The sequence below is a fragment of the Micromonospora sp. NPDC050417 genome, from assembly GCF_044458865.1.
Classification (GTDB): domain Bacteria; phylum Actinomycetota; class Actinomycetes; order Mycobacteriales; family Micromonosporaceae; genus Micromonospora_G.
The window spans coordinates 1-1,638 of sequence record NZ_JBITIH010000069.1 but is presented as its reverse complement, the minus strand read 5'-3'; the positions used below and the strand labels follow the sequence as shown (position 1 = coordinate 1,638).

Genomic DNA, 1,638 nt, shown 5'->3' with positions numbered 1-1,638 from the left:
CAATGCCGCTTAGTTAAGGCGTTGTTTGGTGATCTTGTTGGTGGTTTGGCTGGGTGTGAGGGTGATTGTGTGGTGGGTGTGGGCGGGTGGTCGGGGTTGGCGGCGGGGTTTTGGGGTGTAGGGGGTGAAGGTTGGTCGTCGTTGTCGGGGGTAGCTGCGGTTGCGTCTGGTGAGTGGGGGTTCGTTGAGGATGTCGCTGATGGTTTGGTCGCGGGTGTGGTGGGTGGGGTGTTGGTAGAGAGAGGTGCGGGCGGCGCGGAGGGTGAGGGTGAAGGAGATCCGGTCGGGGTCGATGTTGGCGGTGGTGGCGGCTTCGGTGCGGAGGTGGCAGAGGGCTTGGTAGGTGATGAGGAGTGCGTAGATCTCTTGGGTGATGCCGGTGGGTGTGTGTGAGCGGAGGGTGGTGTTGGTGCCGAGGAGGCGGGGTTTGAGGAAGCTGTAGTGGGTTTCTGATTCCCAGCGTTGTTGGTAGAGGGCGGCGAGTTGTTGCGCGGGGGCGTGGTGGTGGTCGAGCAGGGTCGTGATCAGGCGGTATTCGTCGGTTCTGGTGTTGTGGCCGTTGGTGGTGGTGATGGTGAATTCCACGACGCGGATGGGGTGGCCGTGGCGTGGTGGTTGGGGTGGGCAGCCGCGGGCACGGGCGCCGGCGAGTCGGACGATCTCGCGTCTGGTGGGGAGTGTGGCGAGGAATGATCCGTCGGGGAGGTGGGTGGTGGGGACGAGGTGGAGGTTCTTCTTCGCTCTCCAGATGAGGTCGGCGCCGGTGGCGGCGGCGTGTGACCAGAGGTCCTGGCCGGTGAAGTTCCGGTCGGCGAGCAGGAGCATGTCGGGGGTGAGTGAGGCGAGGAGCCGCCGGGCGAGGGTGAGTTCGCTGGAGGTGACGACTCCGTCGAACGCGGCGTCGATGACGGTGTGGGTGCCGCAGTCGATGAGTGTCATGAGTCGGATCAGCGGGGTGCTACCGAGCCGGCGTAGGTAGCTGTCCGCCGGTTTCTTGGTGGGGTTACGGGCTTGGCCGTGGTAGCCGAACTCGGCGGCGTTCGCGGGAGTGTCCGGAGCGGCCAGGGTGGTGGCGTCCCACGCGACGAGGCGACGTCCGAGAACGAACGTCGACCCGGTTGATGACGTACCGGCGGTGCCACGGACCCGGTCGAAGAGTATCTGCAGCGGCTTGACGCCGAGTCGTTGCCGGGCCTGTGTCAACGCCGAACTCGACGCGATCTCGCACCCGTGGCACAGCCACCGCCACCGCAGGACCAGGATCCGTGCGACGGCCCGGTATCCCGGCGGGCGGTAACCGTCAGCGGCGCTGAAGAGCGTCAACGCGAGTACGAAGTAGATCACCACACGTGCGGGCAGGACCCGCCGTCGCTGTTCTCGACAGCCCGCCGTCTCGATGACCTCGTCGACCAGGTCGGGCGGGACGGTACTGGTCAACACCCCGAGATCGATGTGATCGCGGGCTGGGCCACCCATCGTTGGCATGGCAAACTGAACCGACAACGGAACTCCCGGGACAGACAGTCTTTCTTGGTCGATCGACAGTCATACCGGTAGTTCCGTTGTTCCATGTCCCGCCACGCCGCCATGACTATCCGCCGCCACCCGATCACCCACCGCACTAACTAAGCGGCATTG

General features: G+C 65.2%; 1 protein-coding gene. It reads right to left on the bottom strand.

What is annotated here, in order from left to right; genetic code table 11:
* Positions 1-9: 9 nt before the first annotated feature.
* The gene (locus ACIBF5_RS32685) at positions 10-1,440 is read right to left on the bottom strand and encodes an IS4 family transposase (protein ID WP_396816751.1); all 1,431 of its coding nucleotides are present in this window, start codon (positions 1,438-1,440) and stop codon (positions 10-12) included.
* Between the last annotated feature and the right edge of the window lie 198 nt (positions 1,441-1,638).